General features: G+C 59.4%; 19 protein-coding genes. 6 read left to right on the forward strand and 13 right to left on the reverse strand.

What is annotated here, in order from left to right; translation table 11 throughout:
* From EKL29_RS08880 to EKL29_RS08920, 9 genes are all read right to left on the reverse strand, one after another.
* Window positions 1-1,047 (reverse strand): SDR family oxidoreductase, encoded by a 1,047-nt coding sequence (locus EKL29_RS08880; protein ID WP_126689412.1) that lies wholly within the window; start codon window positions 1,045-1,047, stop codon window positions 1-3.
* 113 nt (window positions 1,048-1,160) lie between these two features.
* Window positions 1,161-2,372: an MFS transporter gene (locus EKL29_RS08885; protein WP_126689413.1), complete on the reverse strand. Its 1,212-nt coding sequence runs from the start codon at window positions 2,370-2,372 to the stop codon at window positions 1,161-1,163.
* A 44-nt stretch (window positions 2,373-2,416) separates the two neighbouring features.
* The gene (locus EKL29_RS08890; protein WP_126689414.1) at window positions 2,417-3,178 is read right to left on the reverse strand and encodes an SDR family oxidoreductase; all 762 of its coding nucleotides are present in this window, start codon (window positions 3,176-3,178) and stop codon (window positions 2,417-2,419) included.
* 52 nt (window positions 3,179-3,230) lie between these two features.
* Window positions 3,231-4,046 carry an SDR family oxidoreductase gene (locus tag EKL29_RS08895; RefSeq protein ID WP_126689415.1) on the reverse strand — a complete coding sequence of 272 codons (816 nt, stop codon included), beginning with the start codon at window positions 4,044-4,046 and terminating at the stop codon, window positions 3,231-3,233.
* Window positions 4,047-4,205: 159 nt separating this feature from the next.
* Complete coding sequence (locus tag EKL29_RS08900) at window positions 4,206-5,144, reverse strand: GlxA family transcriptional regulator (protein WP_120456857.1); 939 nt, start codon at window positions 5,142-5,144, stop codon at window positions 4,206-4,208.
* 11 nt (window positions 5,145-5,155) lie between these two features.
* Window positions 5,156-6,121: a LysR family transcriptional regulator gene (locus tag EKL29_RS08905; protein ID WP_126689416.1), complete on the reverse strand. Its 966-nt coding sequence runs from the start codon at window positions 6,119-6,121 to the stop codon at window positions 5,156-5,158.
* 258 nt (window positions 6,122-6,379) lie between these two features.
* A complete protein-coding gene (locus EKL29_RS08910; protein WP_120456854.1) occupies window positions 6,380-6,814 on the reverse strand; it encodes a cupin domain-containing protein in 435 nt (144 codons plus the stop codon).
* A 68-nt stretch (window positions 6,815-6,882) separates the two neighbouring features.
* Window positions 6,883-7,419, reverse strand: a complete 537-nt coding sequence (locus EKL29_RS08915) for a carboxymuconolactone decarboxylase family protein (RefSeq protein ID WP_126689417.1) — start codon at window positions 7,417-7,419, stop codon at window positions 6,883-6,885.
* A 193-nt stretch (window positions 7,420-7,612) separates the two neighbouring features.
* Window positions 7,613-8,530: a LysR family transcriptional regulator gene (locus EKL29_RS08920; protein WP_126689418.1), complete on the reverse strand. Its 918-nt coding sequence runs from the start codon at window positions 8,528-8,530 to the stop codon at window positions 7,613-7,615.
* Window positions 8,531-8,624: 94 nt separating this feature from the next.
* Between EKL29_RS08920 and EKL29_RS08925 the strand changes: the two genes are divergently transcribed.
* The 3 genes from EKL29_RS08925 to EKL29_RS08935 all read left to right on the forward strand — a co-directional run bounded on the left by EKL29_RS08925 (window position 8,625) and on the right by EKL29_RS08935 (window position 10,172).
* Window positions 8,625-9,113, forward strand: a complete 489-nt coding sequence (locus EKL29_RS08925; protein WP_126689419.1) for a GNAT family N-acetyltransferase — start codon at window positions 8,625-8,627, stop codon at window positions 9,111-9,113.
* 185 nt (window positions 9,114-9,298) lie between these two features.
* Window positions 9,299-9,793 carry an Hsp20 family protein gene (locus EKL29_RS08930; protein ID WP_126689420.1) on the forward strand — a complete coding sequence of 165 codons (495 nt, stop codon included), beginning with the start codon at window positions 9,299-9,301 and terminating at the stop codon, window positions 9,791-9,793.
* A gap of 82 nt (window positions 9,794-9,875) precedes the next feature.
* Window positions 9,876-10,172 carry a hypothetical protein gene (locus EKL29_RS08935; protein ID WP_120456845.1) on the forward strand — a complete coding sequence of 99 codons (297 nt, stop codon included), beginning with the start codon at window positions 9,876-9,878 and terminating at the stop codon, window positions 10,170-10,172.
* Window positions 10,173-10,396: 224 nt separating this feature from the next.
* On the opposite strand, the gene EKL29_RS08940 is transcribed toward EKL29_RS08935, so the two are convergent.
* The 4 genes from EKL29_RS08940 to EKL29_RS08955 are packed head-to-tail and all read right to left on the reverse strand — an operon-like array spanning window position 10,397 to window position 15,178.
* On the reverse strand, window positions 10,397-11,221 hold the full coding sequence (locus EKL29_RS08940; protein WP_120456843.1) for an alpha/beta fold hydrolase: 825 nt from the start codon (window positions 11,219-11,221) through the stop codon (window positions 10,397-10,399).
* A gap of 36 nt (window positions 11,222-11,257) precedes the next feature.
* Entirely contained in the window at window positions 11,258-12,886 is a 1,629-nt protein-coding gene (locus tag EKL29_RS08945; protein WP_120456841.1) for an MFS transporter, read from the reverse strand.
* On the reverse strand, window positions 12,873-13,295 hold the full coding sequence (locus tag EKL29_RS08950; protein WP_120456840.1) for a DoxX family protein: 423 nt from the start codon (window positions 13,293-13,295) through the stop codon (window positions 12,873-12,875). Before EKL29_RS08950 ends, EKL29_RS08945 begins: the two co-directional genes overlap by 14 nt.
* 5 nt (window positions 13,296-13,300) lie before the next feature.
* The gene (locus EKL29_RS08955) at window positions 13,301-15,178 is read right to left on the reverse strand and encodes an amidohydrolase (protein WP_120456838.1); all 1,878 of its coding nucleotides are present in this window, start codon (window positions 15,176-15,178) and stop codon (window positions 13,301-13,303) included.
* Window positions 15,179-15,500: 322 nt separating this feature from the next.
* Here EKL29_RS08955 and EKL29_RS08960 point away from each other — a divergent pair, with 322 nt between their 5' ends.
* Genes EKL29_RS08960 through EKL29_RS08970 form a run of 3 tightly spaced genes read left to right on the forward strand, consistent with a single transcriptional unit; the run spans window position 15,501 to window position 16,760 of the window.
* Window positions 15,501-16,193 (forward strand): hydrolase, encoded by a 693-nt coding sequence (locus tag EKL29_RS08960; RefSeq protein WP_120456998.1) that lies wholly within the window; start codon window positions 15,501-15,503, stop codon window positions 16,191-16,193.
* Window positions 16,194-16,251: 58 nt separating this feature from the next.
* Complete coding sequence (locus EKL29_RS08965; protein ID WP_120456837.1) at window positions 16,252-16,503, forward strand: DUF1427 family protein; 252 nt, start codon at window positions 16,252-16,254, stop codon at window positions 16,501-16,503.
* 2 nt (window positions 16,504-16,505) lie between these two features.
* A complete protein-coding gene (locus EKL29_RS08970; RefSeq protein ID WP_120456996.1) occupies window positions 16,506-16,760 on the forward strand; it encodes a DUF1427 family protein in 255 nt (84 codons plus the stop codon).
* The last annotated feature ends 28 nt before the right edge of the window (window positions 16,761-16,788 follow it).

Below are 16,788 nucleotides of genomic sequence, written 5' to 3' on the forward strand. Positions count from 1 at the left end.
TTAAGGGATCAGCCTGCTGCTGCGCATCGCGTCCAGATGTTCAATCAGCACCTCATCAGAGCGTTTGATCATCGCATCGAAGCCCTCCTGACGCGCTTTGGTCACATCGAATATGGCATCTTTCTCTACGTGAAAAATAAAATCGCCGAAGCCCCCCAGCGCCAGCCGGTCAATATCCCGCTCCTTTAGCTGCGCTTTATCGGCAATCGAAGCCCAGAGCGGTTTAAGCGCGCTGAGTCGCTCGCTCAGCGAAATCGGCTGCGCCTCGCCGACGGGCACGCCGAACCAGTCGGCCAGTTTCGGCCAGACGTGACTCCAGCGAAAGACATCGCCGTTAGTAATATTAAACGCGCCATATTTCCCGTTTTCGGCGGCCCAGATGGCGCTCTGACCGAGAATGCGGCTGTCGGTGATGTTGACCAGCGTATTGCGCCAGGCGTCATCAGGGCCGGGGAAGTGCAGGGCGGTGCCGGTTTCACGGCACAGCGTGCCATAGACGCCGATCAGATTGCCCAGGTTCATCGGCGAGCCAAAGGAGTGGCCGATAACGATATCCGGACGCAGCGCCGTCCAGCCGATCCCCGCTTCATCGCCCACTTTCCTGGCGTAGTCTTCGTGGCGGAAATAGAGGTTAGGCGGAAAATGACGGCTGTCCTCTTCCCGCGCCGGCGTGCGGTAAACGCCCAGATGCGCGCCGTAAACCTTTCCGCCCTGAACGAAAATAATGTGCTGCAACGCCGACCCGGCGGAGCGAACCGCCTCAATCAGATTTTCAAACATCAGCGCGTTGATATCTGCTTCCACGCCGGGATTAGGGTCCTGGCGCAGGGCGGCATAAAAGATATGGGTAACCGATTCGAACGCCTGGCGGTGTTTGCTGAGATCCTCTGCGGAGCTCAGATCTGCGCTCAGGTGGGGGGAAGCGTGAGGGCTCTGCGGCGATCTTCCCAGCGTGGTGATGCGCCAGCCAGCGTGATGAAAGGCATCGTGAGCGGCAAAGCCGACTACGCCGCTCGCGCCCACTAAAAGTACATGCCTGTTATGCATAGATCTCTCCGTCTGGTTTTAATGAAAGGAAGCTTGTCGCCTTTTGCATGTGTAAGCGTAGAAGCTGACAGCGCCCCGATCGAAAAAGGGGCGACAGAAGAGCACTAAAACGGTTAATCGCTTTCGCAGAGAGAGGCGGCTCTGGCTGGCGTAAAGGCGCGCTTTCGCAGCCGCTCTGAAATTCTCAGGCTGAGAAGCGCAAGCAGGATAAAGCCGACGGAAAGCACCACCAGCCCATAAAAACCAGCCGAGGGATAGATCCAGGAGGCGACCGCCGAGCCGAAACCAATACCGCCGAACATAAAGGCGCTGGTGAGCGCCAGCGCGATACCGCGATGGCGGGCCGACGACAGCTCCACGATCCGACGCTGCTGGCTGGGCCAGAGCAGATCGGTGGCGAACGCCCAGAAAACCAGCGCCAGCAGCAGCAGGCCCGGCAGCTTAGGCAGAAGGGCGATAAGCAGGGTGTCGAGGATAAGCAGGGCCATGCCCCTTATCAGCAGCTGTTCGGCGCGCAGCCGGGACGCCACGCGCGTGACGTAAAGGTTTCCCAGCACGCCCGCTACGCCCAGCACCGCCAGCGCGGCGGAAACGGTATGGGGGCCACCGGCATAGGTGTCGCGGATCAGCGGCGCGATAAACGCATAAAAGCTGTAGACGCCAGAGGTAATAAAAAACACCACCAGAAAGGCAGAGAGCAACTTACCCTCGGCCAGCACGCCAGCCACCTCTGCAAGACGTATACGCACGCCCACGCTCTCATTCGGCACGCTCAGCAAGATGTTCAGTCCGCTCAGCAGGCTGGCCAGCCCGACCAGGGCAAACAGCGCTTTCGCGCCCCACAGAGCGGCCACCCAGGCCGCGAGCGGGATACCGGCAAGGCTCGCCATCGAGACGCCCAGCAGCACCATGCCGATAGCCCGACCGCGCTGCTGCTCATGCACCAGTTCCGAACCGAGCGCCACCAGCACCGGGCCGATAAAACCCGCCCCGATCCCCATCAGCGCCCGTGACGCCACCAGCGCGGAGTAGCCGGGCGAGAACGCAAAGGCGAACGCGCCCAGGCCAAACAGCAACATCCCCGACAACACCAGCTGGCGGCGGCGAAAATGACCAAAAAACACCTGCGCCAGCGGTGCGGCCAGCGCAAAGGTCAGGCCGAAAATACTCAGCAGACGCGCGCTCTGCGGATCCGTTAAGTGCCAGGCGGCAGAAATCGCGGGCAGGCTGCCAGCGACCGAGAGCGCGCCGGTTGCCTGCACGAAGTAGGCGATGCTCAGCGCGCGCAAGGCGCGGCGCTGGGAAGACGAAACAGCAGCGTTCATGATTCAGCTCCGGCTAAAGCAGGGGCTTATCGCCCCTGAGGGTGTTACTGGACGGGAATCGGGTTATCAGCGACGGACTGGTTAAACTGATTCACCAGCGCGTGCTCGTTCGCGCCTGGGTTATCCCGCACCGGCAGCACGCGGTCAACGATAGCTTCAATGGTGTCGGTGCCCAGCTTGTCGAACGTTTCACGGATAAAGTCTTCCAGCGGCATGGCGCGCGGATCGCCGCTCTTGTAAATCAGGTCGGTATCGACCCACGGCGGGGAGATTTCAATCACCTGAACGCCGCTATCGCGCAGCAGGAAGCGCTGCGACAGGGTGTACGAGTGAATGGCCGCTTTGGTGGCGGAGTAGAGCGCGTTGGTCGCCAGCGGCAGGAAGGCGAGCACCGAACTGTTGTTGATCAGCACCGCGTCCGGCTGCTGTTTCAGATGTTCAATAAAGGCGGCGCTGACGCGTACCGGGCCGAGAATATTGGTATTGAGCAGGGTCACCGCCTGTTCGTCATCCAGCTCGCCTGCGGCATTATCAAAGGGCATGATGCCGGCGTTGTTAATCACCACGTTCAGCGCCGGGTAGCGCGTCAGGACGCTCTGCGCGGCGGCTTTGATGCTGTCGGCGTTCGTCACGTCCAGCACCACGTAATCCATGCCCGGGCTGGCGGCGGTGACCTCTTTCAGCAGCGCTTCGCGGCGGCCGGAAATAATCACCTGGTTGCCCAGCTGATGAAACTTCTCGGCCATCGCGCGGCCAATGCCAGAAGTGCCGCCGGTGATGAAAACAGTGTTGTTAGTCAGTTTCATGGTCATATTCCTTCAGATAAACGTGGTGGAGTCGTGAAGTTGTCAGGGTCAGTCAGTGCAAAGAAACGGGCTGATAGCGTTCAGCGGGCGCGTCGCTGCCAAGATGCGGGATCATCGCCTGACGCGCCTGTTCGTAGTCCCTCCACAGCTTTTCGTTTTGCAGAGAGGGGATAGTGATCAGCTCGCCGCGGGCAAATCCTGTGAGTGCGGCGTCAACCATCTCCTGCGCGCTCATAACGATTTTTGGGTCAAGCTGGCTAACCGGCAGGCCGCCGTTGTCCCAGAACGGCGTAGCGGTGGCACCGGGCAGGACCGCTTGCACCTGAACGCCTTTATCTGCCAGTTCGTGATGCAGCGACTGGGAAAACGCCAGCACGTAGGCCTTGCTGCCGCCGTAGACGCCGTTCAGCAGCTCCGGCGCGATACTGACGATGGAGGCGATATTGATGATGGCGCCACGGCCTCTGGCGACGAATCCCGGCACCACGGCGTAGGTCAGGCGGGTCAGCGCCGTGACGTTAAGGTTGATCATCGCGGTCATCTGTTCGGCATTGCTCTGCAGCAGCGGGATATGCGTGCCGATGCCAGCGTTATTCACCAGCAGGGTGATACTGGCGTCCTGCCGCAGCTTCTCTTCCAGCGCGGCGAGCTGCGCGGCATCGCCTAAATCAGCCGCCACGACCTCGACGCTGCGGCCGCTGTCGGTGGTGATATGCTCCGCCAGCTGGTTCAGGCGGTTATGGTTGCGCGCCACTATAATCAGGTCGTAACCCATGCGCGCCAGGCGGCCCGCGTAGAGCGCGCCCATGCCGGTTGAGGCACCTGTTACGACGGCCGTGCCGCGGTGGATCTCTTTTTGCTGCGTCATACTGTTCACCTTGTCAGTTATCGGGCGGGTGAATTCAGAATACGCATTCAGGCGATGTCGCGACTGACGCAGAGGGTAGTGATTTCGGACATCATGATGACCGGAAAACCGGCCATCATGCGGAAGAAAGAGAAGCGGAAAACGGAGGGGGAGAAGCGATCAGGCTTTGCCGGTACGCAGCGCCTGCGGAGGAATACCATAGCCGCGGATAAACACTTCCCGCATATGACGGCGGTCGCGGAAGCCCGATTCACGCGCGATAACCTCCATCGACAGCCGACTCTGTTCAATCAACAGCCTGGCGTTTTCGAGCCGCAGGCCTTCAATCGCTTTAGCAGGCGACTTACCGGTTTCGGAGCGAAAAAGGCGGCTGAGCTGACGGGCGCTGACGTGCACCGCATCGGCCAGCTCTTCAATACTGAGGGATTTGCTGAGGTTTTTACGGGCATATTCCAGCGCAGACTGCAGGCGATCGCTGCGCGGCGACAGCATCAGCATTTCCGAGTGCTGCGTCTGGCCGCCTGAGCGGCGGTGGTGCATCACCAGCAGGTGCGCCACGCTGCGCGCCACCTCCGCGCCCAGATCTTTCTCCACCATGCCGAGCGCCATATCCAGCCCGGCCGTAAGCCCGGCGGAGGTCCAGACATGCTCGTCGATAATGAATATGCGATCCTCCTCCACCCGCGTGGTGGGATGCAAAGCCTTCAGGCTCTGCGCATGCACCCAGTGGGTCGTGGCGCGGCGTTCCGACAGCAGCCCGGCCTGGCCCAGCACGAACGCGCCGGTGCAGATGCCCGCCACGCGTCGCGCTTTCAGGGCGTGCGTCTGTAAAAAGTCGACCACGCCTGCCGTTGCGGGCAGCTCCAGCGGCGTCAGCACCCCGGCAACCAGCCAGGTGTCGATCTGCGCGTCGGCATCCAGCCGCTGGCTGTCGACCCCAAAGCCGTATGAGGATTTAACCGGGCCGCCCCGTTCTGAATAGACCGTACAGGCATAAAACGGCTCGCCAGCTACCTGGTTGGCGAACTCAAAAATACTCAGCGTGGAGAGCCCTAAAACCTGAAAGTAATCAGAAATCAGTAAGCCTACCCGATGCATCCTTTTATCCTCTATATGCGTTGATTCGCCGACAGCAGGGCCGCTTCGCCATGTCCGAAAGCGGGGTGAGTATGCATCAGCGCCGTAATCGACTTGAGCTGTTCGCGCAGCAGCCGGTGCAGTTCGCGGATCGCCGGGGAAAACTGCTTGCGATGCGGGCAGATAAGGTTGAGCGGTACCGCCTCGCCGGGCCGTTCCGGCAGCACTATCTCAAGCCTGCCTGCCAGCACGTCCGCGCTGACGTCGATCCAGGATTTATAGGTAATTCCCATGCCCGCGACCGCCCAGCGGCGCGCCACGTCGGCGTCATCGCACAGCATGCGGCTGCTTACCGTCAGCTGCCGCCTGACGCCATTTTCCGGAAAGGACCATTTGTCATACACGTGTCCATTCAGTGTATAGAGCAGGCAGTGATGGCGCAGCAAATCTTCAAGCTGCTGCGGCCGACCATGTTTTTGGAGATAGGCGGGCGACGCGGCCAGCACGCGACGGTTATCTTCCGCCAGCGGCAGGGCGACATAGCTGCTGTTTTCCAGCACGCCGTAGCGAATGGCCACGTCCACCGGATCGCGAAAGACGTCGCTGACGTGATCGGAGAGGGAAATGCGCAGCGATATTTTGGGATGCTTTTCGCAAAAGGCGGTGATAACCGGCAGAACGACGTTGCGCCCGATATCAGAGGGAACGGCTATTTTCAGCTCGCCCTGCATTTCATCTTCGCTGCCCTGCAGCTGTTCGGTGCCAGCCTGCAGAATCGCCAGCATCTCCTGAGCGTAGGGGAGCCAGGCTTCACCGTCGGCGGTGAGGCGCAGGCTGCGGGTGGATCGCGCAAACAGGCGTTTGTTCAGGTCGCGCTCCAGACGGTTGACCGCGGCGCTGACCTGGCCGGGAAGGATATCGGCCTCGCGGGCCGCGCTGGAAAAGCTGCCAAGTGCGGCAGAACGGACGAACAACGTGACATCTTCAAGACGTATCATGCAGGCTTCCCTGGAGAAGATTTACCTGAATCGCCGCTCAGGCTTCGCGGTCATTGATTGATGCGCCTTGAGGCAGCCTGCAATAAGCCCGGCGCGTCGGCGGGTGGGGCGACCTCGCGCTGAAGAGATCAGAAAGCGGCGGGTGAATGCGGGATGCGCAAAAGGCGCGACAGACAGCGTTCTGCCTGTCATCTGGCTGTTTTTGTAACAGAAAGCGCGCAGGCGCGCTACTGACATCATGCGGCAGCGCGCCCAGGCTCAGCGGTGGTGCGCTGCGGAGCGCGCCATAAAGGTCGCGGCGCTGTCGGAACTCGAATCGATAAACACCACGTCGTCGGGCGAGCGGCGCGGCGTGTCCAGCGTAAGAAAGATCACGGGCTCTTCCAGCAGCACGGGCAGAGCGTGCACGACGTTGCGCTCAAAAAAGAGCATATCGCCGGGGCCGAACTCAGCTTCGGTCGCCGCATCTTCCATCCAGAATGTGCCTCTGCCTGAGAGCACATACAGATATTCATCACACTCACGATGATAGTGGGGAGGAACGCCCCGGTAGGCGCGAAATACGCGGCTGCTGGCCTCAGGACGATCGGTCAGATAGATATCCGCCAGCAGGGTAGTCGCCGTCGCGGGCAGTTGTGCGGCGATCTCGGCGGGTCTGAAGCGTGCGGATTTTTGTGATGACAACTCGGCCATGGCGGCTCTCCTTAAAAAGAGTGGGTCAGCTCAGGCGGCCTGCGGATCGCGTCGGCCGCCTGGCGCGATCAGTTCACGTTGGGAAAATCGACTACCGTATCGTTTACCCGGTTAACCATATTGGTAAACAGGATGGCGCTGACGGCGCCGAGGGTTTCCACCACCTGCCGATCGGTGAAGCCCGCCTGGCGAAAAGCCTCAACGCGCTCGGCCGGAACGGTGCCGCGCGAAGAGACAACATACTGAACAAACTGCACCAGCGCGTTGATACGCGCGTCTTCGCTAAAGCGAGCCTCACGCAGTTCCTTCGCCTGCTCATCGCTGTAACCCGCTTTCTTCGCCATCAGCGTGTGCGCGGCCAGACAGTAATCGCAGCCTGACTCTTCGCTTATCGCCAGGTTAATCGCTTCCAGTTCCCGCGCGCTCAGGCTGCCCTTGTGCAGCGTGGCGTTGAGCTGCAGCATCTGGCCGAGAACCTCCGGCGAATTGCCGCCGATGGTCAGATAAGCGTTCGGCACTTTGCCCATGCTGCCTTTGATGGCGCTGAACAACTGGGCGGCTTTACCCGCGGCTTCGTTTTCAGTAATGCTCGCTAAACGGCTCATAAAAGTCTCCTGTATTCATTGAGAAAAAGGGCAGGCGTCAGAGAGGAGATGACCGCTCCGGCGCGCTGAATTCAGGAGCACAGTACTGCGGCGGCAAAAAGAGAAAAAGCGACCCTGGAGAACAGCACTTTCTCTCGTCGAGGTAAAATCAGCGGCGAATCAGAGTAGCGGCGCGCGGGTAGGCCTTCTGCCGCTACTGGCCGTTTTTTTGCTGAATACTCTGGCAGATGGTGGTTTTAAGCCATTGCGTAGAGGATTTTTTTCCGCTTCGCTTGTGAGAGTAGATTTTTACGGTGAAGCGGGGCACGGCGAAAGGCAGGCGGAAGATCTTCACGCTGGCGAGCGGTTGCAGACGGTTCGCAACGGAAGAGGGGATCGCCATAAGCAGTTCGCTCTCCGCCACGATAAACGGCGAGCTCAGCATCGAAGGCGTTTTTAGCGTGATACGGCGCGCCAGTCCGAGGCGCGCAAGGTGGGTATCCAGCAATCCCTTCTTTTCGTTCCAGGGGGTCACCACCAGATGCCCGGCGGCGAGATACTCCTCCAGCGTCAGGCTCGATCGTGCGCTATGGCTGAGCACGACAAATTCGTCACTGAAGAGATCGATCTCCTCCAGATCCGGGTGTATGACCTCATCCGGTTCGCTGAAACTCAGCGCCAAATCCACTTCTCCCGCCAGTAATTCATTCAGCGCCGGTTTATGAGGCAAATAGCAAAGCTCAAAATCAATGCCCGGCGCCGTTCTCTGCACGCTGTTCATCAACCCAGGAAAGACGCTGAAAGCGGTGTAGTCGGTTACGGCAAGACGAAACGCCTCTTTGCTCTTCAGGGGATCGAATGGCTGCACCGGATTAAGGTGCTGGTTCAGGGCGGATAAGCACTCAGCGATATAGGGTGCCAGCTGGCTGGCGTAAACGCTGGGACACATCTTATGCCCTTCGCGATAGAAGAGCGGATCTTTAAGAAATTCACGCAGCCGGGTTAAGGCATGGCTCAGCGCAGAGGTGCTCATAGAGAGTTCCGCTGCTGCCAGCCGGACGGAACGATGCCGGTAGACCGCATCGAAAACAGGGAGCAGGTTCAGATCGAGCCGCCGCAGCACATGATGCATGAAATTCACCTGTAATTGATTTTATTGCACTTAATTCATTGAAAGATACCGATTATCCTTACCGGCATCAAACTGTTTGGTTAAGGGAAAGTTTATGAGTGTTACGATCCGACCGGCCCGCCTGGAAGATGCTGACGCTATTTATAATATGATCAACGGTTTAGCCGTTTACCGGGACGCGCCGCTGGAGTCTGTTCCCGATATCGAAGAGGTGCGAAAGTCGCTGTTTTCACCAGAAACCACAGCTGAAGCCTGTATTTGTGAAATTGACGGGATAATCGCTGGCTATTCAGTTATTTCGATGAGCCATGCGGCATGGTTAGGCCGCCGCAGCCTGAATATGGAAGATTTATATTTTACCCCCGACTATCGCGGGCGAGGCGCGGGCAAGGCGATGCTGCAATATATCGCGCAACTGGCGGTCAGTCGGCAGTGCAGCCGTATTGAATGGAACGTCCTCGAGTGGGATAACTGCGCCAAAGAGTTTTACCACAGCATCGATGCGCTGCCCCTGAGCGAGTGGGTTCGCTACCGGCTGGACGGCCCCGCACTGCAGAAGTTCGCCGCCCGCGACGCCTCCTGAACAGCCTGTTTGCGCACGGCCTGATGCTTGCGGCCGTGAAGCGCGCGTTGTTTTTACCGCATAAAAAAAATCGCCACGGCGAGGCTTGAAAACTCTCCGGATGCATCTATAACTGTCACTGGACAGGGGAGACGCCTGTTCCCGATGAGCTTTTGAATGAACGACTAATTCAGGAGGTTATCACTATGTCTTTACGTAATTTCCCGGTGTTTCCTTTAATCAGCGATTCGCTTTTTTCCGATCGCTTCAGCCGCATTGACCGCCTTTTTAGCCAGCTGACCGGCGATACGCCTGTTGCCGTCGCGCCCCCTTATAACCTCAAACAGCTCGACGACGAGCGCTATACGCTCACCCTCAGCGTACCCGGCTGGAAAGAGAGCGAGCTGGAGATCGAAGTGGCGGGCGGTCGCCTGACGGTGACCGGTCGAAAAGAGGAGCGTACCGAAAACGAGGCGTCATCTGACAGCGATCGCAGCGATGGAAACTGGCTGCACCGCGGCATCAGCCGCACCGATTTCCGTCTGAGCTACAGCGTGCCGGAGCATATGAAGGTGACAGAGGCGAGACTGCAGGACGGGCTGCTCAGCGTTGGCCTGCATCTGGAGATCCCGGAAAGCGAGAAACCGCGCCGCATACCCATTGCGCACCATGCGTCGGATGTAATTGAACATCAGGCTTAAGCCATCAGCCTGACCATCGGTGGAGGGTGCCGCTATCGGCATCCTCCCGCTATACATGCATCTGGAAATCAGGAGGACTGTCATGAACAGCATTATCGTACCGGCAGACCGGCGGCTTTACCCGTCAGTAGCGGATGAGAGCGTGATGGCGGTCAGGATGAAACTGGGTAATTCACGGCTCCAGGTCAATTACCGCCGAGTGCCGGGCGGCATTATGCCGGTTATCGCCGTCGATTTTTTCAACGAGAAAGGGAAACTCTATAGCCTGCAATATCATCTGCCGCCGGATACCCCTGAACGGACCGATCGCCGGATCTCGCTTCTGATGCGGCTGATAGAGAAAGAAGCTGGTCAGGCGTCTTTTGCGGCAGCGCTTTAAAATTTACTACGCGCTTTTAACTCAACAGTGGAAAGAGGGGAAAAAAGATGCTGACCGCCTTACTGGTAAACGCTTCATTTACGTCAACGCTGCTGGTGATGACGGCGTTTGCCCTGAAAGATATCAATAAATGAGATGTTTTTAGCAGTGACGCATTCAGCGACATTTTAAAACAGCCATACGGCGACGTATGGCTGTTGTTGTCGGCGTGGAAATGGAACGCGTTATGAAAGGGTCTTGAGGAACGCCAGCAGATCGGTGTTCAGCTGCTCGGTATGCGTTACCGCAAAGCCGTGCGGCGCATTGTCGTACACCTTCAGCTGCGCGCCTTCAATCATCTCTGCGGCCAGCTTGCCGGTGGTTTCGAACGGCACCACCTGGTCGTTGCTGCCGTGAATAACCAGCGTAGGCACGTCGATTTTCGCCATATCGGGACGGAAATCGGTGGTGGAAAACGCCTTAACGCACTCCAGCGTACCCTTGAGCGACGCCAGCAGCGCGATATTCAGGGTCTGCGTCAGCACGCCTTCAGAGACGGTCTGTCCGGCATTGGTGCCATAAAAAGGAACGGCGAAGTCGCTGATAAACTGCGCGCGATCGTTGCGCAGCCCGGCCAGAATGCCGTCGAATACCGACTGATCCACGCCCTGCGGGAAATCTTCCCTTTTGCCGAAAGCTGGCGTGACCGCGCCCAGCAGCACCAGGCCATCTACGCGCGCCGAGCCGTAGTTGTTGATGTAGCGCGTCACGTCGCCGCCGCCCATGGAGAAACCCACCAGCGTGACGTTCTGCAGGTCGAGATGGGTAATCAGATCGTTGATATCGGATGCGAACGTATCGTAGTCATAGCCGGTCCACGGCTGATCGGAGCGGCCGAAACCACGACGATCGAACGCGATGACGCGGTAGCCGTTTTCCGCCAGCAGGTTCAGCTGGTTGTCCCACATATCAGCGTCCAGCGGCCAGCCGTGGCTGAACAGAACGGGCTTCCCGTTGCCCCAGTCTTTAAAATAGATTTGCGTACCGTCAGCAGTGTTAATCGTGCTCATTGTCTTTTCCTTGTGATGTTGAATGAAAAGCAGCTGTTATTCAGGCGCAACCAGATAACGCGCAACCGGCATCTGTTCGGCCTGATGGAATGCATAAACGCGGTTCTGAATTTTCTGGTCGTTCATGGTGTAGCGCTCAAGCTGGCGCAGATGCTCCATCCAGGAACCCACCACAAAGGTCTCAACGAAAAGGCCCGGCTGAAGGATATCTTCATAGACCGCCCAGTTGATGGCGCCGCCGCGCCGACGGACACGTCTCATATCCTGCATGCAGAGGGTAAAGGCGTGCGCGTCGGCCTGGCGGATCTGATACTCGTAGCTCACCCGCACCGGTCCGCGATCGTGATGAATATCGAGCGCCGGAACCGGCTCGCTGATTTCGCTGACATCAAGGTTGAGATCGGGATCTTTATCAAGACGCCAGCGCAGCACGGTAAGGCTGGCTAGCGCCATACCCAGCGTGGCGACGCAGAGCGAGACCGGGATACCGTAGCGGGACGCGAGCTGCCCCCAGACGGCGCTGCCCAGCGTCATCGAGCCGAAGAAAACGGTGAGATAGACCGCCAGCGCGCGCGCTTTAACCCAGCGGGCAGCGCTGCGCTGTGCACCCAGGTTCAGCGTCGAGAGCACGGCGATCCACGCGAAGCCGGTAAAAAACTCAAAGGCGTTCAGCAGCCAGAAGTGCCTGATAAAGGCGAGCGCCAGCATGGTCGCGGCAAACATCAGGCTCGCCAGCACCATCAGCCGATCGGGATTGAACCGTTTACGCAGCCGCGGCAGCAGCACCGCGCCGCTGATAGCGCCCACGCCGATACAGGCGAGCATAATGCCGTAACCGCCCGGGCCCAGCCCCAGCTCGCGACGCGCCACCAGCGGCAGCAGGGCCCAGCCGGCGCTACCAAAGACAAAGAAGGCAACGGTACGCACCAGCACGTTGCGCAGCACCGGCGCGGCGTGCACATAGCGCAGGCCCGCGCGCACCGCCGAAAAGAAGTGCTCCGGCGGCAGCCGTTGCACGCTGGGCGCTTCTTTCCAGCGGTAGAGCACCCAGGCCACGCCGAGCACGGAGAGGGCGTTTAGCATGAAGACCATCCACGGCCCCGCGAACGACAGAATCAGACCGCCGAGCGCCGGGCCGATGGCGCGGCTGATGTTGATGCCGAGCGAGTTCAGCGCGATAGCGGGACCCAGCTCCTCTTTGCTGACCAGATCCGGCACGATGGCCTGAAAGGGCGGCGAACTCATTGCTGCGCCAGCGCTCATCAGGAAGGCGGCAATCAGCAACACCAGCGGCGTAACGTGCCCGGTGAAAGAGAGTAAAGTCAGACCGGTTGCGGCAATAAACACCCACAGCTGCGAAAAGAGCAGGTATTTGCGGCGATCGATAATATCCGCCAGCACGCCGGAGGGCAGCGCGAACAGGAACATCGGCAGGCTGCTGGCCGCCTGCACCAGCGCCACGTTCAGCGGATCGGCGCTGAGCGTCAGCATGGTCCAGTTGACGCCGACGTCATTCATCCAGGAGCCAATATTGGAGACGACCGTCGCTATCCACAGCATGCGGAACAGAGGCTGGCGCAGCGGCTGCCAGGGCGATGCGGCCGTCGGGACGGGCGCGATCGCCTCGTCCGGGGTGACGGCATTGATATCGTTAACCTGCGCCATAGCGTACCTCTCTGCGCGCGTCGGAGCCGATGCGCCACTGACCCGGACCGGTAATGGCCAGCGTGGTAAAGATAATCAGTAGCAGCCAGCCAAACTGGCCTTCGGCAATGCTCCAGCCGGGGTGGACAACGGTCATGGCGACCAGCAGCACGCCGATAATCGGCAGGCAGGCGAGCCGGGTAAACAGGCCGAACAGGATAAAAATCGGGCAGATAACTTCGGCAAATATAGCCGGGATCAGGCTCATATAAGGACCGAGGCCAAAGGGATCCTCGATCCGCGTCAGTTCTTCACTGAAGTGAAACACCTTCGGCAGGCCATGCACGTAGAGCAACAGCAGGCAGCCGGTCAGGCGCAGGAAGAACAGCCCCGCATTAATGCGGGGCGGCTGAGAAAATCGCGTCGTCATGGCGATTAAAACGCGAAGCAGCTGCAGCCGAGCGCGCCCCAGAAGGCGTTCTCCTCGGACACCGGCAGGCTGGCGCCGCGCGCGATATCATGCGAGTGGCTGTGCACGCCGCACGGACCGCTGCACTGATGAGGCATTTGCTGCATCCCTACGCGGGTTGCTGCGGTCGGCGGCGCGCTGCGGTAGTGACCCGGCACCTTGACGACCGGCGACCACTCCGGCAGAACCGGAATAGAGGGCGGCGCTTCACTGTTAAACGCGCCGGCGGCGTAGACGATATTGCCGTCCACCAGGGTCAGCACCGACTCGATGCCTTTGATCTCCTCTTCCGGGACGCTGAAGTAGTCTTTGCTCAGCACCACCATATCAGCCAGCTGGCCCGCTTTGATTTGACCTTTTTTACCCTGCTCGCTGGAGAACCAGGCGCTGCCCTGCGTCCACAACATCAGCGCGGTATCGCGATCGAGACGCGCGTTGACGTCATACATCTGCATGCCGCCGACGGTGCGGCCGGAGACCAGCCAGTAGAGCGCGGTCCAGGGGTTATAGCTGGCGACGCGCGTGGCGTCGGTACCCAGGCCAACCGGTACGCCGGTCTCCAGCATACGCGCCACCGGCGGTGTATGGCGGGTCGCTTCAATACCGTAACGCTCGGCGAAATATTCGCCCTGGAACGCCATGCGGTGCTGCACCGCAATGCCGCCGCCCAGCTCTTTGATACGGTCGATATTGCGCTGGGTGACGGTCTCCGCATGGTCGAAAAACCAGTGCAGGCCGTTGAACGGGATCTCGCGGTTAACCTTTTCAAATACGTTGAGCATGCGGTCGATCGATTCGTCATAGGTAGCGTGCAGGCGGAACGGCCAGCGATGCTCCACCAGATGGCGCACCACGCGCTCCAGCTCATCCTCCATGCCCGGCGCCAGATCGGGACGCGGCTCGAGGAAATCTTCAAAGTCGGCAGCGGAGAAGACCAGCATCTCTCCCGCGCCGTTGTGGCGGAAGTAGTCGCTGCCCTGGCCCGGCGTCAGCATATCGGTCCACTTTTCAAAATCTTCAAGCTCGTGTCCCGGCCGCTGAGTAAAGAGGTTATAGGCGATGCGGATCGTCATCTGCTTCTTCTCATGCAGTTCGGCGATGACCTCATAGTCTTCCGGGTAGTTTTGAAAGCCGCCGCCCGCGTCGATGGCGCTGGTGAGGCCGAGACGGTTCAGCTCGCGCATAAACTGGCGGGTGGAGTTGACCTGCTGCTCCAGCGGCAGCTTCGGCCCTTTCGCCAGCGTGGCGTAAAGGATCATGGCGTTAGGACGCGCGATCAGCATGCCGGTCGGGTTGCCGTTGCTGTCGCGCTGAATTTCGCCGCCCGGCGGGTTCGGCGTATCTCGGGTGTAACCCACCACTTTCAGCGCGGCGCGGTTGAGCAGGGCGCGGTCATAGAGGTGGAGGACGAACACCGGGGTATCCGGCGCGGCTTCGTTGATCTCGTCCAGCGTCGGCATGCGGCGCTCGGCGAACTGAAACTCGGTCCAGCCGCCCACCACGCGCACCCACTGCGGCGACGGGGTGCGTAGCGCCTGCTCTTTCAGCATGCGCAGCGCATCGGCGACCGAGGGCACGCCTTCCCAGCGCAGCTCCAGATTGTAGTTCAGGCCGCCGCGGATCAGGTGCAGGTGCGAGTCGTTAAGGCCCGGCACAGCAGTATGGCCCTTCAGGTCGATGACTTTGGTGCCTTCGCAGTGGTGCTGCATGACGTCAGCCAGGCTGCCCACTTCCAGAAATTTGCCGTCGCGGATGGCAACGGCATCGGCGATGGGGTTGCCGCGATCGACCGTATGAAACCGGCCATTAGTGAGAATGACGTCTGCTTTACCAAGGGTAACCATAGAAACTCCTGAATGAAGGCGTCCGAAGCGGCAAGATCGGCCGTGGACAGCGCATTGTCCTGCCGTAAGTGCAGGTGACTGGGATGGCGGGATTATGATCGGGAGGTCTGGAAAGCGTCTAGTTATACAAAAGGATAGGTATACGTTCGTATAGGTATACCTAAGGATAATAGTTTGAAAAAGAAAAGGTTCCTACACTGCGCTCAGACAGTGACCCACCGGTAGCGCGACATCACGCCACTGGGTTAACAGGAAAACTGTTATTTACTGCCGTTAAATTTTTCCACGGTATGTAGCCATACTAACCTCAATGGGCAAAGACATGACCAATCGCAAACTTGAAGTACTGACGCCGCAAAACTGCCAGATCATCTTTATCGACCAGCAGCCGCAGATGGCTTTTGGCGTTCAGTCAATGGATCGCCAGGTGCTGAAAAACAACGTCGTGGCGCTGGCGAAAGCGGCGAAAGTCTTCAACATTCCGACCGTACTGACTACCGTTGAGACAGAGAGCTTCTCTGGCAACACTTTCCCGGAGCTGCTGGACGTGTTCCCGGGCCAGGACATTCTTGAGCGCACCTCAATGAACTCCTGGGACGATCAGAAAGTGCGCGACGCTCTGGCGGCAAACGGCAAGAAAAAGGTGGTGGTTTCAGGCCTCTGGACCGAGGTGTGCAACAACTCCTTCGCGCTGTGCGCCATGCTGGAAGGCGATTATGAAATCTATATGGTGGCTGACGCATCAGGCGGCACCACTAAAGAGGCGCACGACTACGCGATGCAGCGCATGGTTCAGGCTGGCGTGATCCCGGTGACCTGGCAGCAGGTGATGCTGGAATGGCAGCGCGACTGGGCCCATAAAGAGACCTATAACGCCGTTATGGACATTGCGAAAGAGCACTCAGGCGCTTACGGCATCGGCGTCGATTACGCCTACACCATGGTTCACAAAGCACCTTCTCGCCAGAAGAGCGAACACCGTACGCTGGCGCCGGTTCCTGCGAACGTTCGTTAATCTCGCCAGCTGGCCGGTGGTTCCTGTGGCCGGCCAGCCATGCTGGAAAGGAAAACCTGTGACTCCTTTATTGATCTCTCTGGGCGCGGGCGTGTTAATCGGCCTGGTTTACGCGCTGCTCAAGGTCCAGTCGCCCGCTCCGCCAGCGGTCGCGCTGGTGGGACTGCTGGGTATGATCGTCGGCAGCTCCCTGGGCGGCGGGCTGTTTCACCGCGAGGCATCCGCTGTCGTTCCGGTAAAGGAGCAGACGCAGGGTGCCGCGGATAAACGCGCGGTATCCCCTCCACTGACCGCGAAACAGGCGAACTGATGATGCTGAAAACCTATTCTGTTTCGCTGGCGGCTGGCATGCTGGCCGGTCTGATTTACGCCGCGCTGGGCGTGCATTCACCGGCGCCGCCAATCGTTGCGCTGCTGGGGCTGTTTGGCATGCAAGTGGGCGAACACCTTATTCCGCTGGTTAAAAGCGTGCGCAGGCGTCAGCCGGTTAACCTTCGCTGGTTTCGCCATGAATATCAACATAAAATCGGCGACACACCCCCGCCCTCAGGTGACAAAGCCTCCTAAGGAAGCGCCTCACGCAGGCCTGAGTTTC

The organism is Pantoea sp. YU22 (genome assembly GCF_003970755.1).
Lineage (GTDB): Bacteria > Pseudomonadota > Gammaproteobacteria > Enterobacterales > Enterobacteriaceae > Pantoea > Pantoea piersonii.

Bases quoted from the DNA above. Each gene is read 5' to 3' on its own strand.
- EKL29_RS08925 (WP_126689419.1), top strand. From the start codon at position 8,625: ATGAGTGTTACGATCCGACCGGCCCGCCTGGAAGATGCTGACGCTATT.
- EKL29_RS08970 (WP_120456996.1), top strand. From the start codon at position 16,506: ATGCTGAAAACCTATTCTGTTTCGCTGGCGGCTGGCATGCTGGCCGGT.
- EKL29_RS08930 (WP_126689420.1), top strand. From the start codon at position 9,299: ATGTCTTTACGTAATTTCCCGGTGTTTCCTTTAATCAGCGATTCGCTT.
- EKL29_RS08915 (WP_126689417.1), bottom strand. From the start codon at position 7,419: ATGAGCCGTTTAGCGAGCATTACTGAAAACGAAGCCGCGGGTAAAGCC.
- EKL29_RS08940 (WP_120456843.1), bottom strand. From the start codon at position 11,221: ATGAGCACGATTAACACTGCTGACGGTACGCAAATCTATTTTAAAGAC.
- EKL29_RS08910 (WP_120456854.1), bottom strand. From the start codon at position 6,814: ATGGCCGAGTTGTCATCACAAAAATCCGCACGCTTCAGACCCGCCGAG.
- EKL29_RS08900 (WP_120456857.1), bottom strand. From the start codon at position 5,144: ATGCATCGGGTAGGCTTACTGATTTCTGATTACTTTCAGGTTTTAGGG.
- EKL29_RS08885 (WP_126689413.1), bottom strand. From the start codon at position 2,372: ATGAACGCTGCTGTTTCGTCTTCCCAGCGCCGCGCCTTGCGCGCGCTG.
- EKL29_RS08950 (WP_120456840.1), bottom strand. From the start codon at position 13,295: ATGACGACGCGATTTTCTCAGCCGCCCCGCATTAATGCGGGGCTGTTC.
- EKL29_RS08905 (WP_126689416.1), bottom strand. From the start codon at position 6,121: ATGATACGTCTTGAAGATGTCACGTTGTTCGTCCGTTCTGCCGCACTT.
- EKL29_RS08895 (WP_126689415.1), bottom strand. From the start codon at position 4,046: ATGACGCAGCAAAAAGAGATCCACCGCGGCACGGCCGTCGTAACAGGT.
- EKL29_RS08945 (WP_120456841.1), bottom strand. From the start codon at position 12,886: ATGGCGCAGGTTAACGATATCAATGCCGTCACCCCGGACGAGGCGATC.
- EKL29_RS08960 (WP_120456998.1), top strand. From the start codon at position 15,501: ATGACCAATCGCAAACTTGAAGTACTGACGCCGCAAAACTGCCAGATC.
- EKL29_RS08920 (WP_126689418.1), bottom strand. From the start codon at position 8,530: ATGCATCATGTGCTGCGGCGGCTCGATCTGAACCTGCTCCCTGTTTTC.
- EKL29_RS08880 (WP_126689412.1), bottom strand. From the start codon at position 1,047: ATGCATAACAGGCATGTACTTTTAGTGGGCGCGAGCGGCGTAGTCGGC.
- EKL29_RS08890 (WP_126689414.1), bottom strand. From the start codon at position 3,178: ATGAAACTGACTAACAACACTGTTTTCATCACCGGCGGCACTTCTGGC.
- EKL29_RS08955 (WP_120456838.1), bottom strand. From the start codon at position 15,178: ATGGTTACCCTTGGTAAAGCAGACGTCATTCTCACTAATGGCCGGTTT.
- EKL29_RS08935 (WP_120456845.1), top strand. From the start codon at position 9,876: ATGAACAGCATTATCGTACCGGCAGACCGGCGGCTTTACCCGTCAGTA.